The 19,264-nt window shown below is 71.8% G+C and carries 18 protein-coding genes; 7 read left to right on the forward strand and 11 right to left on the reverse strand.

Going from position 1 to position 19,264, the window contains the following annotated elements:
- Positions 1–3: 3 nt before the first annotated feature.
- From ACZ6SA_RS26600 to ACZ6SA_RS26625, 6 genes are all read right to left on the reverse strand, one after another.
- A complete protein-coding gene (locus ACZ6SA_RS26600) occupies positions 4–1,005 on the reverse strand; it encodes an ADP-ribosylglycohydrolase family protein (protein ID WP_347643910.1) in 1,002 nt (333 codons plus the stop codon).
- On the reverse strand, positions 1,002–2,303 hold the full coding sequence (locus ACZ6SA_RS26605; protein ID WP_347643911.1) for an ABC transporter substrate-binding protein: 1,302 nt from the start codon (positions 2,301–2,303) through the stop codon (positions 1,002–1,004). The genes ACZ6SA_RS26600 and ACZ6SA_RS26605 overlap by 4 nt, the downstream gene beginning before the upstream one ends.
- 9 nt (positions 2,304–2,312) lie before the next feature.
- Positions 2,313–3,131 (reverse strand): carbohydrate ABC transporter permease, encoded by an 819-nt coding sequence (locus tag ACZ6SA_RS26610; RefSeq protein ID WP_347643912.1) that lies wholly within the window; start codon positions 3,129–3,131, stop codon positions 2,313–2,315.
- Positions 3,128–4,042, reverse strand: coding sequence for a carbohydrate ABC transporter permease (locus ACZ6SA_RS26615; protein ID WP_347643913.1), 915 nt, complete (start codon positions 4,040–4,042; stop codon positions 3,128–3,130). The genes ACZ6SA_RS26610 and ACZ6SA_RS26615 overlap by 4 nt, the downstream gene beginning before the upstream one ends.
- Positions 4,039–5,094 carry a LacI family DNA-binding transcriptional regulator gene (locus tag ACZ6SA_RS26620; RefSeq protein WP_465831091.1) on the reverse strand — a complete coding sequence of 352 codons (1,056 nt, stop codon included), beginning with the start codon at positions 5,092–5,094 and terminating at the stop codon, positions 4,039–4,041. Before ACZ6SA_RS26620 ends, ACZ6SA_RS26615 begins: the two co-directional genes overlap by 4 nt.
- A 238-nt stretch (positions 5,095–5,332) precedes the next feature.
- Positions 5,333–6,694, reverse strand: a complete 1,362-nt coding sequence (locus tag ACZ6SA_RS26625) for an MFS transporter (RefSeq protein WP_347643915.1) — start codon at positions 6,692–6,694, stop codon at positions 5,333–5,335.
- Between ACZ6SA_RS26625 and ACZ6SA_RS26630 the strand changes: the two genes are divergently transcribed.
- Together ACZ6SA_RS26630 and mihF are read left to right on the forward strand one after the other, a co-directional pair.
- The gene (locus tag ACZ6SA_RS26630) at positions 6,606–7,841 is read left to right on the forward strand and encodes an ROK family protein (RefSeq protein ID WP_347643916.1); all 1,236 of its coding nucleotides are present in this window, start codon (positions 6,606–6,608) and stop codon (positions 7,839–7,841) included. The two genes, ACZ6SA_RS26625 and ACZ6SA_RS26630, sit on opposite strands and share 89 nt — an antisense overlap.
- Positions 7,842–8,482: 641 nt before the next feature.
- Positions 8,483–8,788, forward strand: coding sequence for an integration host factor, actinobacterial type (mihF, locus tag ACZ6SA_RS26635; RefSeq protein WP_043641121.1), 306 nt, complete (start codon positions 8,483–8,485; stop codon positions 8,786–8,788).
- Between the two features lie 147 nt (positions 8,789–8,935).
- Here the strand turns inward: mihF and ACZ6SA_RS26640 are convergent, their stop codons facing one another.
- Together ACZ6SA_RS26640 and ACZ6SA_RS26645 are read right to left on the reverse strand one after the other, a co-directional pair.
- Positions 8,936–9,583, reverse strand: a complete 648-nt coding sequence (locus tag ACZ6SA_RS26640) for a response regulator transcription factor (RefSeq protein WP_347621116.1) — start codon at positions 9,581–9,583, stop codon at positions 8,936–8,938.
- A complete protein-coding gene (locus ACZ6SA_RS26645; RefSeq protein WP_347643917.1) occupies positions 9,574–10,821 on the reverse strand; it encodes a sensor histidine kinase in 1,248 nt (415 codons plus the stop codon). Before ACZ6SA_RS26645 ends, ACZ6SA_RS26640 begins: the two co-directional genes overlap by 10 nt.
- 184 nt (positions 10,822–11,005) lie before the next feature.
- On the opposite strand from ACZ6SA_RS26645, the gene ACZ6SA_RS26650 reads away from it, so the two are divergent.
- The 4 genes from ACZ6SA_RS26650 (at position 11,006) to ACZ6SA_RS26665 (ending at position 16,092) form a co-directional block, all read left to right on the forward strand.
- The gene (locus ACZ6SA_RS26650; protein ID WP_347643918.1) at positions 11,006–12,286 is read left to right on the forward strand and encodes an acyltransferase family protein; all 1,281 of its coding nucleotides are present in this window, start codon (positions 11,006–11,008) and stop codon (positions 12,284–12,286) included.
- Positions 12,287–12,332: 46 nt separating this feature from the next.
- Positions 12,333–12,833, forward strand: a complete 501-nt coding sequence (locus ACZ6SA_RS26655) for a GNAT family N-acetyltransferase (RefSeq protein ID WP_465831096.1) — start codon at positions 12,333–12,335, stop codon at positions 12,831–12,833.
- A 47-nt stretch (positions 12,834–12,880) separates the two neighbouring features.
- Positions 12,881–15,388 carry a DEAD/DEAH box helicase gene (locus ACZ6SA_RS26660; RefSeq protein WP_465831187.1) on the forward strand — a complete coding sequence of 836 codons (2,508 nt, stop codon included), beginning with the start codon at positions 12,881–12,883 and terminating at the stop codon, positions 15,386–15,388.
- A 188-nt stretch (positions 15,389–15,576) separates the two neighbouring features.
- Positions 15,577–16,092 carry a DUF2087 domain-containing protein gene (locus ACZ6SA_RS26665; RefSeq protein WP_347643920.1) on the forward strand — a complete coding sequence of 172 codons (516 nt, stop codon included), beginning with the start codon at positions 15,577–15,579 and terminating at the stop codon, positions 16,090–16,092.
- On the opposite strand, the gene ACZ6SA_RS26670 is transcribed toward ACZ6SA_RS26665, so the two are convergent.
- A complete protein-coding gene (locus tag ACZ6SA_RS26670; RefSeq protein WP_347643921.1) occupies positions 16,059–16,985 on the reverse strand; it encodes a helix-turn-helix domain-containing protein in 927 nt (308 codons plus the stop codon). The two genes, ACZ6SA_RS26665 and ACZ6SA_RS26670, sit on opposite strands and share 34 nt — an antisense overlap.
- Positions 16,986–17,026: 41 nt before the next feature.
- Between ACZ6SA_RS26670 and ACZ6SA_RS26675 the strand changes: the two genes are divergently transcribed.
- Positions 17,027–17,806, forward strand: a complete 780-nt coding sequence (locus tag ACZ6SA_RS26675; RefSeq protein ID WP_347643922.1) for a phytanoyl-CoA dioxygenase family protein — start codon at positions 17,027–17,029, stop codon at positions 17,804–17,806.
- A 5-nt stretch (positions 17,807–17,811) separates the two neighbouring features.
- Here the strand turns inward: ACZ6SA_RS26675 and dusB are convergent, their stop codons facing one another.
- Positions 17,812–18,921, reverse strand: coding sequence for a tRNA dihydrouridine synthase DusB (gene dusB, locus ACZ6SA_RS26680; RefSeq protein ID WP_347643923.1), 1,110 nt, complete (start codon positions 18,919–18,921; stop codon positions 17,812–17,814).
- Positions 18,922–19,002: 81 nt separating this feature from the next.
- Positions 19,003–19,264: hypothetical protein (locus ACZ6SA_RS26685; protein ID WP_465831100.1), on the reverse strand; the 262-nt coding region annotated here is incomplete at its 5' end.

The raw sequence follows: 19,264 nt of genomic DNA on the forward strand, positions 1-19,264 counted from the left end.
GATCTACAGCCTTTCCGCCAGTTCGTCGGCGACGTCCAGCACGTGTCTCCCCGCCACGACGGGCAGGCATTTGCCCGTCACCGGCCCGATTCTTCCGGCCCACCGCCGGGGCACGCCGCTCTCTCCGCGACCGGCTCCCGCCACGGCCCCGGCGATGGCGCCGATCGTGTCGGCGTCCCTGCCCAGGCTCACCCCGAACGTCACCGACGTCTCCACGTCACCGCCTCCCGCGAGGAAGGCCGCGAACGCCAGCGCCACGGCTTCCGGCGCCACGTCGGTCCAGGGGTAATGCCGCACGACCACGGCCTCGTGCAACGCCTCGCCGACGGCCGCCCCGCCGGCGCCCGCATCCGGGCCGGCCGCGCCGGCGCCCGCGGCCGAGAGCCGGCCGAGCACGTCGCGTACCCGGACGATGTTCCTGGCGGTCCAGGAGTCGGGCGGGATGACCGCCAGCGCCGCCGCCACGACCTCGTCGGGGGCGGCGCCGCCCATCGCGGCGGCCACCGCGCCGGCGACCGCGCGGCCGCCGAGGATGCCCTCGCCGGCCGCGCTGACCAGACCGTCCTGCTCCACCAGCCGGGCCGCCTCCGCCGGATCGCCCGGGCAGAAGATCCCGTACGGCGCGGCCCGCATGGCCAGCCCGTCCGACCACCCGTGGGCGTGCACGAGCCCGGTCAGCGGCGGCTCCAGGCCGCGGCGCAGCGCCTCGACGGTGCCCAGTTCGGAGAACCCGGCCCCGCGCATCGGCCCGGCGATCCGGGGCAGGATCAGCTCCCGGTACGCGGCGGCGACGTCCGCGCTGGTCAGCGCATGACCGTGACGGACGAGGAGCGACGCGGCGAAGATCGCGTACTCGGTGTCGTCGGTGCCCCCGCCCTCGATCTCGGTGAGCCGTCCCCACCGGCGCCGGATCTCCGACGGCGTCAGGTTCTCGGCGGGAGCGCCGAGGGCGTCGCCGGCCGCCAGGCCGAGCAGGCACCCCCGGGCCCTGTCGCGGGGAGTCACCGCTGGTACCGCTCCAGCACCTGGTTGCCGTCCTCGACGAGCCTCTTGGCCACCTCGTCGATGGTGATCTTGTTGGCGAAGTACTCCTGGAGGGCCGGCGTGGCAACCTTGCTCTTCCACTCGTCGAACCCGTTCACCTTGAGGAACGGCGCCACGACGAGGTCCTTGGCGGAGGCGGTGGCCACGTCCCAGCCGTTCTCCTCGCTGGTCATCGCCGGGTCGGCGGCGGCCTTCACGGACGTCGGCAGCAGCCAGTCGCCCTTGGCGAGCTTGGCCTGGTTGGGGCCGTTCAGGAAGAACGAGATGAACTTCATGGCCTCGTCGGGGTGCTCGCTCTCCTGCGCGATCGACAACGTCTGCGAGACCGCGCCCTGCTGGGTGGAGGTGCCCTTCGGGCCCGGCAGGGTGACCCACTCGAAGCCGTCCGGCGCCTGCTCGGCGACCTGCTGGCGCAGGTAGACCCCCGCGGGCAGCAGCGCGAACTTGCCCTTGTAGAAGGCCGGCAGCGGGTCGGCCGTGCCCTGGCCGAGCGCGGCGGGATCGGCCGACTTGTCCTTGTAGAGCTGGTCGTGGATGCGCTGCAGCACCTCGCGCTCCTCGGGCCCGACCTTGACCGTGGTCTTGCCGCCGGCGGTCTGGAAGAACGTGCCGCCGAAGTTGAGCGCCAGGTTGAGCGTCTTGTTGACCGGCGACTTCATCGGCCAGGCCACGCCGTACGTGTCGCCCTTGGTCATCTTCTTGGCGGCCGCGGAGAACTCGTCCCACGTCCACGGGGCGTCCGCCGTCGGGATGCGCACCTTGGCCGCCTCGAGCAGCTTCTTGTTGGCGATGATGACCTGCGACTCCTGCAGGAACGGCACGCCGTAGACGCCCTGCTCGCCCTTGCCGCCGTCGAAGGTGACGGTGTCCCAGGCGGCCTGGGGGATGTCGTTCTTGAGCTCGGCGGGCAGCTTGCCGCTGAGGTCGAGCAGGTAGCCGTCGGTGGCGAAGCCGGACAGCGCGGGCGAGTCGTTGTGGATGACGTCGGGGGCCGTGCCACCGGCGAACTGGGTGACGAGCTGGTCGTTGACGTTGTCCCAGCTGCCCTGGACGTAGGTGACCTGGATGTTCGGGTTGGCCTTGTTCCACTCCTCCACGAGCTGCTTGTTGGCGGCCACGGACTCCTTCTGCCACGCCAGGCTGAGGAAATTGATCTTCACCGGCTCGTTCGGGGAGGAGGACTCGCCGCCTCCTCCCCCGCCGCACGCCGTGGTGAGCGTGGCGATCGCCACCACCGCCAGAGCGGACTTGATACGCATATGAGCCTCCTAGCCCTTGACGGCGCCGGCCATCAGGCCGGACTTCAGGCGCCGCTGGATGATTGCGAAGAAGATCAGGCTCGGGATCGTCGCCATGAGCGACGCCGCGGCCAGCGGGCCGAGCCTGGCCACCCCCTCCGGGCCGGTGAACCTCACCAGCGTCAGCGGGAGCGTCATGACATCGGGGTTCTGCAGGATCACGAGCGCGAACATGAACTCGTTCCACGACGAGATGAACGCGAACAGCAGCGTGGCCACCACGCCCGGCGCGAGGAGCGGCGCCACGACGGTGGCGATCGAGCGCAGCCGGGTGGCGCCGTCCACGGCCGCCGCCTCCTCCAGTTCGGGCGGCACCGCGCGCACGTACCCCTGCAACATCCACAACGCGAACGGCAGCGTGAACGTCACGTGCACGGCCACCAGCCCCGGCAGCGTGTTCACCAGGTCCATCTCGCGCAGGATCATGAAGAGCGGGATGATGATCAGGATGAACGGGAACACCTGGCTGACCAGCACCCACCCGAGTGCGACCCGGTTGAGCAGGCTGCGGTAGCGGGCCATGGCGTAGGAGGCGGGCAGCGAGATCAGCACCGTGATCACGCTGCTGAACAGCGCCACGATCAGGCTGCGCACCGCCGCGCCCACCAGGTCCTGCTCGCCGAACGCGTCGGTGAAGTTGGCCAGCGTCGGCTCGCGCGGCAACCACGTCGGCTCGGTCAGCGCCATCTCCTGCGGCGTCTTCAGCGCCGTCGACAGCAGCCAGAGCAGGGGAAAGGCCAGGAAGACGATGTACGCGACCAGCGCGGCGTACTGCGGTAGGCGTCTCATCGGCTCTCCCTCATCTGCCGCCACAGGTACAACCCGAGCACCGCGAGCACGACGATCGCCATGGCGAGGCCGAGCATCGAGGCGTAGCCCGCGAACCGGTAGCGGAACGCCTCCTCGTAGGCGAACAACATCGGCAGCCGCGTCTGCCCGCCGGGCCCGCCCTGCGTGAGCACGTAGACCAGGCCGAACTGGTTGATGTTCCACACGAAGTCGAGCGAGGTGATCGCCACGATCACGGGCCGCAACTGCGGCAGCGTGATGCTCCAGAAGCGCCGCCAGCGGCCCGCGCCGTCCATCTCGCCGGCCTCGTAGAGCTCCTTGGGCACGTTCTGCAGGCCCGCCAGGAGCACGACCGTGGTCTGCGGCATGCCGGTCCACACGCCGACCACGATGATCGCGGGCAGCGCGAGCGAGAAGTCGGCCAGCCAGTTGACGTCCGTGCCGAGCAGGTCGTTCAGTATGCCCGCGTCGGGGTGGTAGACGAGCTTCCACATCAGGCCGATGACCACGGGCGGCATCGCCCACGGCACCACCGCGAGCACCCGGGCCACGCCCCTGAAGCGCAGGTTCTGGTTGAGCAGCACGGCCAGGCCGAGCGCGGCCAGGAACTGCAGCACGGTCACGGAGACCGCCCAGACGGCGCCGATCCTGAACGACGCCCAGAAGTCGTCGTCGGCCAGCAGATCGGTGAAGTTCGCCAGGCCGACGAAGCTCGTCTCGTGGACCCGCGTGTTGCGGGCGTCGGTGAAGGCCAGGCCGATGCCGTACAGCAGCGGGCCGACGCTGAACAGCAGCACCGGCACCAGCGCGGGCAACATCAGCAGCCACATCTCGCGCGCCTGGCGCGACATGCGGCGGCGCTTGGCGCGCGGCCTCCGCGGCGGCGCCGGTCTCGTCACGGTCGCCGTCACGCGCCGCCCTCCTTCCTCTCGGTACGTCCCGCGTCGTCGTGCGCGGCTCCCTCGCCCGCCGTGCTGGCGCGGATGACGAGCCGGGGTGGCACGGTGACCACCCGCGGCTCGCGGTCGCCGCCCTGCAGCCGGTCGAGCAGCAGCTCGGCGGCGGCCTTGCCGCGCTCGGCCGACCCGAGCGAGACGCTGGTCAGCGCCGGCCACGAGGCCGCCGCCAGGTCGGTGTCGTCCATGCCGACCACCGCCACGTCGGCGGGCACCCGCTTGCCCGCCGCGCGCAGCACGTCGAGCGCGCCGAGCGCGATCAGGTCGTTGGCGCACATCAGCGCGTCCACGTCGGGAACCCTGTCGAGCAGCTCCGCCACCGCGCGGCCCCCTTCCGCGCGGTAGAAGTCGCCGATCCGCACGAGCTCCTCGTCGTAGGGCAGGCCGAGGTCGGCGAGCGCCTCCCGGTAGGCGGCGCCGCGGGCGGCTCCCGGAACGGTGTCGAGCGGGCCGTTGATCATGCCGATCCTGCGGCGGCCGAGCGCGTAGAGGTGGTCGATCGCCAGCCGCACGCCGGTGCGGGAGTCGGCGCGCACGTTGTCGGCCCGCGTTCCCTCGGGCACCGAACCGATGATCACGACGGGCGCCCTGGCCGCGGCCAGCATCTCGAGGTGCTGATCGGTGACCCGCAGCGGGCTCATGATCAGGCCGTCCACGTAACGTTCGCCGAGGCTGTGCAGCACGTCGATCTCGTCGGCCACGACGGCGTCGGTGGAGTGCAGCACGAGCCGGTAGCCCGCCGCCTTCAGCACCGGCTGGATCTCGCGGAGCATGGCCAGGTAGGCGGGGTTGCCGACGTCGGCCATGGCGAAGGCCACCTGGTGGGTGCGGCGCGACTTGAGCGACCTGGCCACGGCGTTGCGCACGTAGCCGAGCTCGTCGGCGGCGGCCATCACCTTGCGCACGGTCTCCTGCCTGGTCGGCAGGCCGTTGAGAACCCGCGAGACCGAGGCGATCGAGACGCCGGCGCGCTCGGCGATCGTGGTGACCGTGGGTCCGTCGGCCACGGTTGTCCTTCCCTGTGGTGTAAACGTTTACGATCTGATTGCTGTAAACGTTTACCGCGTGAGCCACATGAAACCGGCACGCAACCTGCAGGTCAAGTCACGATCGCATAACACCAGGTCAGCCGCCATGCCGGCAAATCCGCGACCACCGGCGCGGCAAGCCGGGCGCGCCCGGAGCATGCCGGACGCGCGACGGATGAGGCCCGCGAAGACGGACAGGACGCGGCGCCGCGCGGGGTCAGTCCCGGGCGGGTTCGGGCGCCGGCCCGGGCGCGACGACCCCTTCCCCGCGGGACTCCGCGCCGGAGACCCTGAGCAGCGAACGGATCGCGGGCGCTCCGGCGAGCGCCACCACGGCGGCCAGGACCGTCGGGATGACGAGCGCGACCGGCAGCGAGGAGGCCTCGGCCACGTAGCCGAGCACGGCGGGCCCCAGCAGCAGCCCGCTGTAGCCGAACGCCGTCACCATGGCCAGCGCCCGTCCCACCCGGTCGCCGACCGCTCCGACCGCGCTGAACAACACCGGCACCACCGTGGCCAGCCCCACCCCGGCCAGCGCCCAGCCGGTCCACGCGCAGACCACCTGGAGCGGCTCGCCGACGGCGGGCGAGAGGAGGATCAGCACGTAGCCGACGGTGGCGAAGAGCCCGGCCAACTGGATGGTGCGCACGGAGCCGAGCCTGGCCCTGATCGGGTCGCCCAGCAGCCGGACGGTCGTCATGGCCACGGAGAAGACCGTGTACGCCAGCGGCGCCATGGCGGGGTCGGTCTCCAGCACCGTACGCGCGTGCAACGCGGCCCAGTCGATGGCCGCGCCCTCGCTCAGGTGCCCGGCGAAGGCGGCCAGCCCGAGCACCGCGATGAGTCCCCACTTCAGCCCGGCGCCCTTCTGGGCCCCCGGCTCCGGCGAGGCGTGCTCGGGCTGGTCGGGCAGCAGCAACCGGGCCGCGGGAACGTACAGGAACGGCACGACCAGGGCCGCCGCGATCAGCAGCCACTGGGCGTCGAGCCCGGCCTGCAGGACGAGCGCGGTGAGCCCGCCCCCGGCGGCGCCGCCCAGGCTCCACGTGCCGTGGAAGGCCGAGATGATCGGCCGGCCGTAGCGGCGTTCGACTTCGACGGAGTGGGCGTTCATGGAGACCTCGGTCACCCCGAGCCCGATCCCGAACACGATCGCCAGCACCACGAGGGCCTCGTACGAGGGCGCCAGCGCCGGGCCGAGCAGGACCAGCGCCGAGAACGGGCCGGCGAACCAGCACACCCGCCTGCTGGACCACCGGTCCACCAGGGATCCCGCCACCAGCATCGACACCAGCGCACCGCCGGAGATCAGCAGCAGGATGCTGCCCAGCCGGGCGAAACCGAGGTCGAGCCGGTCGTTCAGGGACGGCAGCCCGGCCGCCCAGAGACCCATCACAAAACCGCAGAGGATGAAAAATCCGAAAACTCCGGCACGAGCACGCCTGGCTTCAATGACGCTTTTGTTCACGGCTAGAGCATAAACTGTGTTCGTGAACGGAGCCACGACGAGCGGCGAGCTTCGCGCGCACAACCGGGTGCGGCTGCTGCGCGCCGTCCACGACTGCGGGGCCACCAGCACCCGATCGCGGCTGACCCGCGACCTGCGGCTGGCGAGGGGGACGGCGTCGGTGCTCGTCGCCGGGCTGGCCGAGGACGGGCTGCTGCACGAGGAGCCGGCCCAGGAGCACGCGCGGGGACGCCCGACCCAGGTGCCGGGCCCTCATCCGCGCGGGCCGCTGGCGCTGGCGGCGGACGTGCGCGAGGACGCGTGGGAGCTGGCGGCGTGCGAGCTGGGTGGCCGGGTCGCCGTCCTGGACGTGCGCCCGCACGACGGCACGCCCGAGGGCGCTCTCGTTCCGCTGGGCGAGGCCGTCGCCGCCCACACGTCCCGGCTCGGCCACCGGGTCGTCGGCGTCGGCGTCGCCCTGGCGGGGCCGGTGCGGTTCGGCGGCCTGGTGGACATCGCCCACCTCGGCTGGCGCTCGGTGGACGTACCCGCCCTCCTCGGCCTGTCCCCCGCCCCCGGCGACGCCCCGCGGGAGGACGCCGCACCGGGCGCGAGCGAGGTGGTGGTCGGGAACGACACCGCGTTCGCGGCGCTGGCGGAGGCGCGGCGCGGGCGGTTGCGAGGGGTGCGGGTGGGACTGCACCTGCATGTGGACTTCGACCTGGGCGGCGTGCTGGTCGTCGAGGGGCGCCCGCTGGGCGGGGCGAGCGGCACCGGCGCCGAGTTCGGGCACATGCCGCTGGGGGGCGGCGACCGGCCCTGCATGTGCGGGGCGATCGGCTGCTGGGGCATGGACGTCGGCGCGAACGCGCTGCTGCGCCACGTCGGCCTGGAGCACGGCGGCGGCCGGGGACGCGAGCAGGCCGAACGGGTGCTGGCCACGAGCGAGGAGGCGGTGGCGGCCGGCGCCGCCGCGCTCGGCCGGGGGATCGCCGCCCTGGTGAACGCCCACGATCCGGAGGTGGTGACCCTGTCGGGCCACGGCGTGGAGCTGGCGGAGCGCGCGGGCGGGACGCTGCTGCGGGCCTGCGAGCCCCGCCTCATGGCGATCCGCCGCGACCCCCCGCCCAGGATCGCGGGGTCGGCTCTGGGCTGGCGCGGGGCGCTGCTGGGCGCCATGGAGTCGGTCTTCGACGCCTTCCTGACCCCCGAAGGGCTCGAAAGGTGGCGGAAAACCACCCTGACCAGGGTCGCGACACGCCCGAAAGGCGAAATGTGACGCATTCCACCCCGCGTAGGGATAAGCCGCAATAGCGCCCTCCGTATCCGAACACGTTTGCGATCTTGTACGGCCCCCCGCCGGCGAGCCGTACGGCTGCGAGGATCCGCCGGGCCGGACCCCCATGACCCGGGCGGCGAACGCGCGAACCCGGAGCTCGCGCCCCCATGACGGAGGCGGGCGCGACGCGGGGCGTGCCGGGCGTGCGCGGCCATCCCCGTGGCGCTCGCGGGCACGGGCGATGTCCGGTGTTTCCCCAGCGTATGAAGGGTACGGAGGCGTGCTCGCGCCGGGCGGGGCGCGCACCTCGGCCGCCCCGCGAGGGACGACCGCGGACCCGGCGAGGCCGGCGGCTCGCGGCGCCACGCTCGCAGGGCCGGCCGGGGCCCGGTCCGGCCGCCGCTGAGGTCGCACCCGCTCCGTGGGGGCTACGGTGTGGGAGAACGCGTGGTCGGCGGCATGAGGGCCGGCGAAGGCCCGGTCACGCGGCACGTGGCGTGCGCGTGAGCGGCCACGACGGGGTGGCCGGCACGTTGAGCCGGGCGCTTTCCGCAACACGAACCGCTGGTATCCGCCATGATTAGCCACTGCACCACGGGTAACAGAACCCGAACGTAAAACTCCCCGAGGAGAGAACAGAGATGGCACTTCCCACCCTCACCCCCGAGCAGCGTCAAGCGGCTCTGGCCAAGGCGGCCGAGGCGCGTGCCGCACGCACCGCCCTGCTGGCCAAGGTCAAGGCCGGCGAGCTGACGTTCGCCCAGCTGCTCGAGCGCGACGACGACATCGCGAAGAAGATCAAGGTCTCCCAGGCGCTGCGCGCCGTCAAGGGCGTGGGTCCGGCCAAGGCCACCGCGCTGATGGAGGAGGCGGGCGTCGACGAGAAGCGCCGTCTCGGCGGCCTGGGCGCCCAGCAGCGTAAGAAGCTGGTCGACGCGCTCGGCTGACCCCGAGCGGCCAGGTCCGCGCGCAGCGCCGCGCGGACCGGCCAGCCACCCCTCAGCGCGGCCGAGGAGGGACCGGAGAGCGGAGCCGCCCCCGCTCGCCGGCGGGCCGGGGCCGGGGGTGCGGGCGAACCGACAACGACATAAGGGTCAGGACCGCAGGTAGGTCAGCACAGCGAGCACCCGGCGATGCTGGTCGCTGTCCTCCGCGTAGAGGCCGAGCTTGCTGAAGATGCTCCTGATGTGCTTCTCCACGGCCCCGTCACTGATCACGAGCTGCCGCCCGATGGCCGGATTCGACTTCCCCTCGGCCATCAGCCCGAGCACCTCACGCTCACGCGGCGTGAGCTGCGCCAGCGGGTCGTCCTTGCGCCTGCGCACCATCAGCTGGGACACCACCTGCGGATCGAACACGGTGCCGCCGGCGGCCACCCGCCGCAGGCCCTCGAGAAACTCGTCGACGTCGACGACGCGGTCCTTCAGCAGGTAGCCCACCGCGCCCCGGGCGTCGGCCAGCAGGTCGTCGGCGTAGGAGACCTCGACATACTGCGACAGGATGAGCACGGGCGCGCCCGGCACCCTGCGCCGCGCCTCGACGGCCGCCCTGAGCCCCTCGTCGGTGAACGACGGCGGCATGCGCACATCGACCACCGACACGTCGGGCTTGTGCCCGGCGACGGCCTCGACGAGGCCGGGGCCGTCACCGACGGCCGCCACCACCTCGCAGCCGAACTCTTCGAGCAGCCTGACCAGGCCCTCCCTGATCAGGACCGCGTCATCGGCCACGACTACCCGCACGGCACCTCCGCCACGATCGTTGTCGGCCCGCCGTCGGGTGACTGGATCGTCAGCTCCCCGTCGACGGCGCGGAGCCGGTCGGCCAGCCCGGCGAGACCGTGTCCCTTGGCGACGCTCGCGCCGCCGACACCATCATCCCCGATCGTGAGCATCAGGCCGTCACCGATGCGGACCAGCTGGACCGTGCAGATGGTGGCGCGGCTGTGCTTGGCCACGTTCGTGAGAGCCTCGGCGCACACGAAGTAGACGGCGTTCTCGACCGACGCCTGATAACGATCGACCGTCTGCACGTCCAGGTCCACCGGGATCGTGCAGCGCCCGGCCAGGGCGGCGAGGGCGGGCGCGAGACCGCGGTCCGACAGGACGGGCGGCGCGATGCCGCGCGAGAGCGCGCGCAGCTCGTCGAGCGTCTCGCGGGTGGCGCCGATCGCCGACTTGAGCGTGACCTGCGCCGCCTCGGGGTCCTTGGCCATCTGCCGCTGCGCCCTGGACAGCTCCATGGCCAGCGAGACCAGCCGCTGCTGCGGGCCGTCGTGGATGTCGCGCTCCAGCTTGCGCAGCGCGTTGGCCTCGGCGGAGACGGCCGCGGCGCGCCCTTCGGCCAGGTCGTCGATGCGCTCGTGCAGCTCGGCCACGCCGGTCAGCAGCGCCCTGCCGAGCCCGGCCCGCAGCAGCGCGGCCCCGCGCACCATGAAGGGCATGAGCACCGCGAAGACCAGGCCGATGCCCACGTGGAAGACCACGTTGACGAGATAGCCGTCGCCGAGGCCGAGCAGCTCGGGCAGCTCCGTGTTGCCGGGGATCCGCATGGTGATGATGCCGTACAGCGGCCAGGTCAGCCCCGCCAGGGGGATCGCCCAGAAGACGACCGTCAGCACGAACGCCACGATGGCGAACGGCAGGCTGACGATGCCGTGCAGCAGATCGAGCCAGGACTGCCCGCTGGTCAGCGGGTTGACCAGCCGGCGGAACCAGCCCGCGCCGTCCGGGGCCGGCTTGTAGCGGGGCCGCACCGGAGGGCGCTTGAGCACGTCGGACAGCCAGCCGCGCTCCGCGTCGGCGAATCCCCGCGCCATCATCAGCGTGCCGGCCAGGAGTGGCACGCCGAGCCACACGACCAGGGTGCCCGTGCCGGCGGAGAAGCCGGCGACCATGAGCACGAAACCTATGACGGTCGTGGGGAAGCCCACCAGCGTGTAACGGGTGTCGAGAAGGACACGCCTCATCAGGGAGCGCATGGCCTCAACCGTATTTCGTCCCGTCGTCCCGGACGAGCGGGTGCGCCGGTGTGCGGGGGTAGGGCCAGCCCTACCGGAGCCGGTGGTGCGATCTTGACCTCGACAGGGTGGGCGGCGGCAATGTGCGCGGGCGCCCGCGACGGAAGCCTTGAGTCATCCGTCCCCTGCGAATCGAGGCGCCCCCATGACCGTTCTGCTGGACCGCCCCACCGCCGCGGCCACCACGACCACGGGGCCGCGCCGCACGGCAGGCGTGCGCGCGGCGCGGGATCCGTTCATCGACCTGCTGCGCGTGTTCGGCATGGCGCTGATCGTCCTGCAGCACTGGACCATCCCCGTGCTGTCGTACGACGGGGTCCGGCTGAGCACGGGCAACGCGCTGTCCACGCCCGGCGTGTGGGTGGTGACCTGGATCAGCCAGGTGATGCCGCTGGTGTTCTTCGCGGGCGGCGCCGCGAACGCGATCAGCTTCGGGCGCACCGGCAAGAGCGCGCCGCGGTGGCTGGCGGAGCGGCTGCGCCGCCTGGCCTGGCCGCTCCTGCCGCTCGCCGCGGTGTGGATCCCGCTGCCGCACATCCTGCTCACGCTGGGCGTGCCCGAGCAGCCGCTCGACGTGGGCGCGAAGCTGACCGGGCAGCTGCTGTGGTTCCTGGCCGTCTACCTGATCGCCGTCACGGCCACCCCGTACGCGCTGCGCCTGCACCAGAGGTACGGCCTGTGGATCCCCGCCGGGCTGGCGGCCGGGGCGGTGCTGACCGACGTGGCACGCTTCTCCACCGGGGTCGAGGCCGTGGGCTACCTGAACATCGTGTTCGTCTGGCTGGCCGTGCACCAGCTCGGCTTCCTCTACGCCGAGGGCCGGCTGCGCCACGCGTGGGCGCTGGCGGCGGGGGGCTTCGGGGCGGCGGCTTCGCTGGTGGCGTACGGCCCCTACCCGGGCAGCATGATCGGGCTGCCCGGCGCCGAGATGTCGAACATGGCCCCGCCCACCCTCGCCATGCTGGCCGTCTCCGCCGGGCAGATCGGGCTGGCCGTGCTGCTGCGGCCGTGGTTGCTGCGGCTGCCCACGGGCCGGCTGCTGGACTGGGCGGGGCCGCGGATCATGACGGTGTACCTGTGGCACATGCCGGCCCTGTTCGCCGTCACCGGCGTCGTGGTGGTCCTGCTGGGCATCGAGACGCCGGCGCCGGGCAGCGCGCTCTGGTTCGCCGGATGGCCGCTCTGGTTCGGGCTGCTGTGCCTGGTGTTGTGGCCGCTGCTGAAGGGGTTCGCCCGGTTCGAGACGCCGCCCGCGCTGCCGTACGGCAAGGAGGGCTGGGGCACGGTGCTGGGGGCGACCGCGCTGGTCGGCGCGGGGGTGCTGATCCTCACCGTGGGCGGCTTCGCCCCCGGCGGCGGGCCGTTCCTCGCGGTGATCGCGCTGCTCGGCGGGCTGCTGGTGACGGCGCCGCGCGCCGGGGCGTGAGGTCGGGGAAACACCGGCGTAACGCGCCGGTGCGCAGAATGGGGGCATGACGAAGGTCCGAGCCCTCGCCGGGGCCGATCTGCCCGCCGTCGCCGCCATCTACGCGCACTACGTGACGGGCAGCGTGGCCACGTTCGACGAGACGCCGCCGTCGCTGGACGACTGGCGGGCGAAGGCGGCCGGCGTCACGCGGGCCGGGCTGCCGTTCCTGGTGGCCGACGTGGACGGCGTGATCGCCGGCTATGCCTACCTCGCTCCATACCGTCCCAAGCCCGCCTACCGGCACACCGTCGAGGACACCATCTACATCGCGCCCGGCATGACCGGGCGCGGGCTCGGCCGGCTGCTGCTCGGCGAGCTGATCGACGCGGCGCGCCGGACGCACGCCCGCCGGGTGGTGGCGGTGATCGCCGACTCGGGCGACCCGTCGTCGGCGCGGCTGCACGAGGTGTACGGCTTCGCCGAGGCCGGCCGGCTGAGGGCCGTGGGATTCAAGCACGGGCGCTGGGTCGACACGGTCCTGCTCCAGCTCGACCTGGAGGTTTGACCTGATCGGGGCGGAGCCGGTTCGACCATCGGGCAAACTTCGGCAGGATAGAGGGCGTGAGCCTACTCGTTGACCGCCTGCCAGATGACATCGACGCCGATCCCGACGCCATCTTCGACGCTTTCGTCGCCTGGAACTCCGAGCGGGGGCTCACCCTCTATCCCGCCCAGGAGGAGGCGCTCATCGAGGTCGTCTCCGGCAGCAACCTGATCCTGGCCACGCCGACGGGGTCGGGCAAGTCGCTGGTGGCCGCCGGCGCCCACTTCGCCGCGCTGACGCGTGACGTGCGCACGTTCTACACCGCGCCGATCAAGGCGCTGGTCTCGGAGAAGTTCTTCGACCTGTGCGCCGTCTTCGGCACCGAGAACGTCGGCATGATGACCGGCGACGCGAGCGTCAACGCGGGCGCGCCCATCATCTGCTGCACGGCCGAGATCCTGGCCAACGTGGCGCTGCGCGACGGGGCCGCGGCCGACATCGGCCAGGTCGTCATGGACGAGTTCCACTTCTACGCCGAGCCCGACCGCGGGTGGGCCTGGCAGGTGCCGCTGCTGGAGCTGCCCAACGTGCAGTTCGTGCTGATGTCGGCGACGCTCGGCGACGTGTCGATGTTCGAGCGCGACCTGACCAGGCGCACCGGGCGGCCCACGTCCGTGGTCAAGCACTCGGAGCGGCCGGTGCCGCTCGTCTACTCCTACCGGATGACCCCGCTGCACGAGACGCTGGAGGAGATGCTCAGCACCGGCCAGGCGCCGGTCTACGTCGTGCACTTCACGCAGGCCGCGGCCATGGAGCGGGCCCAGGCCCTGATGTCGATCAACATGGCGACGAAGGCCGAGAAGGAGGCCATCGCCTCGATGATCGGCGGGTTCCGGTTCACCACCCGGTTCGGGCGCGCCCTGTCGCGGCTGGTCCGCCACGGCATCGGCGTGCACCACGCCGGCATGTTGCCGAAATACCGGCGGCTGGTGGAGCGGCTCGCGCAGGCGGGGCTGCTGAAGGTCATCTGCGGCACCGACACGCTCGGCGTCGGCGTCAACGTGCCGATCAGGACGGTGCTGTTCACGGCGCTGTCGAAGTACGACGGCAACAAGGTGCGCCGGCTGCGCGCCCGCGAGTTCCACCAGATCGCCGGGCGGGCCGGCCGGGCGGGCTTCGACACGATCGGCTACGTCGCCTGCCAGGCTCCCGAGCACGACATCGAGAACGCCAAGGCGCTGGCCAAGATCGGCGACGACCCCAAGAGGCGGCGCGGCTATGCCCGCAAGAAGCCGCCGGAGGGCTTCGTGGGCTGGAGCGTGGACACGTTCGTCAAGCTCCAGGAGGCCGAGCCCGAGCCGCTCAACTCGCGTTTCAAGGTCAGCAACGCCATGCTGCTCGCGGTGATCAACCGGCCGGGCGACTGCTTCCAGGCGATGAAGCACCTGCTGACCGACAACCACGAAGACCGCAAGTGGCAGCGGCGGCACATCAGCCAGGCCATCGCGATCTACCGGTCGCTGCTGGCCGGCGGCATCGTGGAGCAGTTCGCCGAGCCCGACGAGCAGGGCAGGCGGGCCCGGCTGACGATCGAGCTGCAGGAGGACTTCGCGCTCAACCAGGCGCTCTCGACGTTCGCGCTGGCCGCGTTCGACCTGCTCGACCGCGAGTCGCCGGTCTACGCGCTCGACGTGGTCTCGATCGTGGAGTCGATCCTCGACGACCCGCGCCAGATCCTGTCCGCCCAGCTCAAGAAGGCCAGGGGCGAGGCCGTCGCGCAGATGAAGGCCGACGGCGTCGAATACGAGGAGCGGATGGAGCAGCTGGCCGAGGTCATGTATCCGATGCCGCTGGACGACCTGCTGCTCGGGGCGTACGAAACCTACCGGCGCGGGCATCCGTGGGTCGGCGACTACACCGTCAGCCCGAAGTCCGTGGTGCGCGACATGTTCGAGCGGGCCATGACGTTCGCCGAGTACATCCAGTTCTACGAGCTGGCCCGGTCCGAGGGCACGGTGCTGCGCTACCTGGCCGACGCCTACCGCACGTTGTCGCGCACGGTGCCGGAGCATCTCAAGACCGACGACCTGGTCGACCTGATCGAGTGGCTCGGCGAGCTCGTCCGCCAGGTCGACTCGTCGCTGATCGACGAGTGGGAGAAGCTGACCAACCCGGCCGAGGTGCTGGAGCAGAAGGACCAGCTGGAGGCCAAGGTGCGCCCGGTCACCGCCAACCCTAGGGCGTTCCGGGTTCTGGTGCGCAACGCCATGTTCCGGCTGGTCGAGCTCTGCGCCGTCGAGAAGGAGGACGAGCTGGAGGAGCTCGCCCCCGACGTCGACTGGGGCGCGGCGCTGGACGCGTACTACGACGACCACGAGGAGATCCTCACCGACGCCGACGCCCGTGGGCCCGCGCTGCTGCGGATCGAGGAGGAGAGCGGGTTGTGGAAGGTCCGCCAGACGATCAGGGATCCGGCCGGCGACGGTGACTGGGGCATCGACGCCCAGGTCGACCTGGCCGCCTCCGACGAGGAGGGGCGGGCCGTGCTCCACGTGATCGGGCTCAACCGGCTCTGAGATCCCCGGAGAAGCGACAAGCCCTGTGCCGGAACGGACTGGCAAGGGCGCCCCGGCACAGGCCTGTCGATTAAGTGTCCGGCTCTGAGTGTTGAGGTCGTGTCATAGCCATGTCTCAAGATCGAGACATTTCGTGACATATGCGATTACAAAGAGTCAGGAAAACCTCGCGTCGATCATAGGACAAAATGGGTGAGGTGAACGACCACGACCTCCGGCGCGTCCTCGGGCTGCTCTCCCAGGACGACACGCTGCGCGCCTTCTCCGCCCTGGTGCTCGGCCTCCCCGGCGACCCGTCCCCCAAGGCGCTGCACAGGCTGGCCGCGGGCGGCCTGGCCGCCCGCGGCGACGACGGCACGTGGCGGGCCACGCCCGAGCGGTTCCGCGAGCTGCTGCGCGCCCACGCGGAATCGGCCGACGAGCCGGCCGGGGAACTCGGCGCGGAGGAGCGGGTGTTGCGGACGTTCCTGGTCGGCGGGCGGCTGACGACCACGACGATGCGCCGCGACAAGCGGCTCGTCGTGCTCCGGTACATCGTGCGGGTGTTCGAGCCGGGAGTGCGCTATGCGGAGAAGGACGTGAACGTGGCGCTGCGGGCCTTCCACGACGACCACGCGGCGCTGCGCCGCTACCTGGTCGACGAAGGGCTGCTGTCCCGGGAGGACAACGTCTACTGGCGCAGCGGCGGCCCCGTCGACGTCTGAGCGGGCCGCCGGTCCCGCAGGCGGGCACGATAGTCGCGGGGCGGCATCCCGTACTCCTTGCTGAAGGCCCGGCTGAAGTGGAAAGGGCTGACGAAACCGCACGCCAGCGCCACCTGGCCGACGTCCATGTCGGTCACCTCCAGCAGGCTCGCGGCGTGGCCGGCCCGCGCCCGGCGCACCACCCGCATGGGGGTCTGACCGGTCTGCTCGGCGAACAGGTGGGCGAAGCGGGAGGGCGAGAGCGCCACGGCACGGGCCAGCGAGGCCACCGAATGCGGGGCGCCGGGCTCGGCCGCGATGATCGCCAGGGCCCGGCGGACACGTTCGTCGCCCTCCTCGCCCGTCCGCGTGGCCTCAGGGCGCGCGGACGCGGTGGCCAGCACCAGCACCTCCTCGACCGCGCCGAGCACCAGCTCCCGCGCGGGCCCGCCCACGGCGAGCGCCGGAACCCGCGCCTCGACCGGCGCCACCGGCGCGAACCCCGGCGTCCAGCGCGCGTCCTGGAGCGCCCGCTGGAACGCCAGATCGACGCGCTCGTGCACGGACGGCGGCACCCCGGCGACCAGGTGACAGCCGTCGCCCTCGGCGTACGGCGCCAGCCACGCCGCCCAGCCCGGCCGCGGCTGGAAGTGCACCCACCAGAACCGCCACCGCTCCGCGCCCGCCCGCACCCGGTAGTGCTGCGCCGCCCCCGAGCCCAGCACCGCCAGATCCCCCGCCAACACCGCGAACGACGTGCCGCCCTGCTCGACCAGCCCCTCCCCCGCCTCCGTCCACAGCAGCAGCCAGCTGGGCGACCCCGCCGGGCGGCGTGTCGCGTAGCCGGGCGCCTTGTCGTAGTGGCCCACGATCAACAGCTCGGCAGCAGGAACAGACAGGTCCTCAGCGGTCACAGGCATACCGTCGCACGAACGTGCTCTCTAGCGTGAGGCCCATGAGGCTCAACGACTTCCACGACCAGGGATTCATGCTGGCGCCAGCCCTCCTGTCGCAGGAGGAGGTGGCCGAGCTGCGCGAGGAGTTCATGGCGCTGCACGCCAGGGGGCCGATCCCCGGGCACTTCGCCCCGCAGCCGCAGGAGCCCGGCCGGCCGTACGACATCCTGCGCGACTATCCGCGCATCATGCACCCGCACCAGGTGAACGACGTGGCCCTGCGCTTCCTGCTCGACGCGCGCATCGCCGCGATCCTGCGCGACCTCCTCGGCGAGGAGCCGATAGCAGCTCAGAGCATGTTCTACTTCAAGCCGCCGGGCGCCAGGGGCCAGGCCCTGCACCAGGACAACTTCTACCTCCGCGTCGAGCCGGGCACCTGCGTGGCCGCCTGGGTGGCGCTCGACCGGGTGGACCGGGCGAACGGCGGCCTGGAAGTGGTGCCGGGGACGCACCTGATGGATCTGTTCTGCCCCGAGGAGGCCGACCAGGGCACGTCGTTCACCAGGGAGTACGTGCCGCCGCCACCCGGCCTCGAACGGGTGCCCGTCGACATGGACCCCGGCGACGTGTTGTTCTTCAACGGCAGCCTGGTGCACGGCTCGGAGCCCAACACCACGAGCGACCGGTTCAGGCGCAGCTTCATCTGCCACTACACGGGCCGCTCGGCCGAGCGCATAGCGGAGTATTACCCGACGCTCACGATGTCGGGCGAGCGGATCCGGCTGGAGCCGGCCGTGGGCGGCGGCCCCTGCGGCACCGAGATCACCGGCCCGCACTGAGCGCGTCAGCCGCCGGAGACGTCCGACTCGGCCGCCTCCGGCACCACGCAGTCCCACGGATCGTCCAGCCACCCGTCCGGCAGCAGCACCTTGGACCGCTCACCCGACTTGCCGCGCGGTGTGTCGGTGTTGGGCGGCCACGGCTGGTCGTGATCGAGCTTGGCCAGCCCTTCGCGCAGCCCGTCGAGCGATTCGGCCGTGGCCAGCTCACGCCGCAGCTCGCTCCCGACCGGGAACCCCTTCAGATACCACCCGACGTGCTTGCGGAAGTCGGCCACCGCGTAGCGCTCGATGTCGAAGCACCCGGTCAGCCCTTCGGCGTGCCTGGCCATCGTCTCGGCCACCTCGCCGAGCACCGGCCTGGCCCGCTCGGGGCTGCCGTTGAACGCGTTCTCCAGATCTCTGAACAACCACGGCCGGCCGAGGCACCCGCGCCCGACCACCACGCCGTCGCAGCCCGTGCGCGCCACCATCCGCAGCGCGTCGTCGGCCGACCAGATGTCGCCGTTGCCCAGCACGGGGATCTCCGGCACGGCCTCCTTGAGCCGGGCGATGGCCGCCCAGTCGGCCACGCCTCCGTAGTGCTGGCGGGCCGTGCGGGCGTGCAGGGCGATCGCCGCGACCCCCTCCTCGACCGCGATGCGCCCGGCGTCAAGATAGGTGAGGTGATCGTCGTCGATGCCCTTGCGCATCTTCATCGTCACGGGCAGCGGCCCGGCGTTCGCGACCGCCTCGCGCAGGATCCGCCGCAGCAGATGCCGTTTGTACGGCAACGCCGACCCGCCCCCGCGCCTGGTCACCTTGGGCACGGGGCAGCCGAAGTTGAGATCGACGTGGTCGGCGAGGTCCTCCTCGACGATCATCCGGACCGCCCTGCCCACGATGGCGGGGTCGACGCCGTACAGCTGGATGCTCCTGGGCCGCTCGGACTCCGCGAACCGGATCATCCTGAACGTCTTGGGATTGCGCTCGACCAGCGCCCGCGTCGTGATCATCTCTGACACGAACAATCCGGCGCCCTGCTCGCGGCACAACACCCGGAACGGCGCGTTGGTGATGCCCGCCATGGGCGCGAGCACCACCGGCGGCCACACCTCGATCGGCCCAATCTTCACCCGCTCAGTTGTAGCGCAGGTCTGGCCGCGAGCGGTATTCGCCCATGGGTCCGGCCCCGGGTGGGACGAGTGTCCGCGACCTCAGTTCGTCCGGGGCCTGATCAGCGCTTCTTCGGGGACGTCACCTTGACGTTCGACGTCCTTGCTCTCCACCTCAGGAGTGACCACCGCTTCGTCGGTGACCGCCGTGCCGTCAGGGGTGGCCGCCGCGGCGCCCAGCGTGAGCACGGCCCCAGTGATGACGCCGGTGATGACGCCGGTGATGACGCCGGTGATGACGCCGGTGATGACGCCGGTGATGACGCCGGTGATGACGCCGGTGATGACGCCGGTGATGACGCCG

Source organism: Nonomuraea sp. NPDC049378, assembly GCF_055586745.1.

Excerpts from the sequence above, each read along its gene's own strand:
- ACZ6SA_RS26665 (WP_347643920.1), top strand. The coding sequence starts at position 15,577 with ATGGGTGAGGTGAACGACCACGACCTCCGGCGCGTCCTCGGGCTGCTC.
- ACZ6SA_RS26650 (WP_347643918.1), top strand. The coding sequence starts at position 11,006 with ATGACCGTTCTGCTGGACCGCCCCACCGCCGCGGCCACCACGACCACG.
- ACZ6SA_RS26675 (WP_347643922.1), top strand. The coding sequence starts at position 17,027 with ATGAGGCTCAACGACTTCCACGACCAGGGATTCATGCTGGCGCCAGCC.
- ACZ6SA_RS26655 (WP_465831096.1), top strand. The coding sequence starts at position 12,333 with ATGACGAAGGTCCGAGCCCTCGCCGGGGCCGATCTGCCCGCCGTCGCC.
- ACZ6SA_RS26605 (WP_347643911.1), bottom strand. The coding sequence starts at position 2,303 with ATGCGTATCAAGTCCGCTCTGGCGGTGGTGGCGATCGCCACGCTCACC.
- ACZ6SA_RS26610 (WP_347643912.1), bottom strand. The coding sequence starts at position 3,131 with ATGAGACGCCTACCGCAGTACGCCGCGCTGGTCGCGTACATCGTCTTC.
- mihF (WP_043641121.1), top strand. The coding sequence starts at position 8,483 with ATGGCACTTCCCACCCTCACCCCCGAGCAGCGTCAAGCGGCTCTGGCC.
- ACZ6SA_RS26645 (WP_347643917.1), bottom strand. The coding sequence starts at position 10,821 with ATGCGCTCCCTGATGAGGCGTGTCCTTCTCGACACCCGTTACACGCTG.